The sequence below is a fragment of the Nocardioides abyssi genome, assembly GCF_030412915.1.
GTDB classification, from domain to species: Bacteria; Actinomycetota; Actinomycetes; order Propionibacteriales; family Nocardioidaceae; genus Nocardioides; species Nocardioides abyssi.
Window position 1 is genome coordinate 1 of record NZ_JAUHJR010000024.1, and the last position, 678, is coordinate 678.

A 678-nucleotide genomic window follows, 5' to 3' on the forward strand; every position below is an offset into this window, starting at 1 on the left:
CAAAGTAACCGTTGTGGGTACCGGTGCCACTTTGGATGGACAAGGTGCTAAATGGTGGGACGGTCAAGGAGATAAAGGAAAAAAGAAGCCCAAATTCTTCAGAATCAAGACCACCGGCGGATCAAATCTGAACAACATCAAACTCTTAAACTGTCCCCATCAATGCGTTTCAATCAACTCTGCTAGTGACACCGTTCTAGATCGATTCACCATTGATGTTAGCGCCGGAGATTCACAAGGAGGTCACAACACCGACGGATTCGACGTCTCCAGCTCAAACCGCATTACCGTTCGAAACTCTGTAGTTAAAAATCAAGATGACTGCGTTGCAGTAAACCAAGGTTCCGGCATGATCTTCTCTAACTTGACCTGCAGCGGAGGACACGGTTTGAGTTTGTCCGTAGGTCAAAGTTCCGCAAGTGGCGCTGCAAACACTGTGTCCAATATCACTTTTAGTGATTCCACTGTCATGAATTCGGACAACGGTATCCACATTAAGACTCATTCAGACGCTGGAACAGGTGCCGTTAAGGATGTCACTTATAAAAACATTAAACTTTCAGGTATTAGGAAATACGGAATAAATGTTCAAGAAGACTATCAAGGCGGGTCATCCAGTGGAACTCCTAAGGGCAACATCCCAATCAGCAACTTGATTATGACTTCAGTGACTGGCAG

Annotated in this window: 1 protein-coding gene; it reads left to right on the top strand. The window is 45.3% G+C overall.

All coding sequences use genetic code 11. From position 1 onward, the window contains the following. The coding region (locus QWY29_RS19740; RefSeq protein ID WP_300962945.1) for a glycosyl hydrolase family 28 protein at positions 1–678 on the top strand (678 nt) is incomplete at both ends.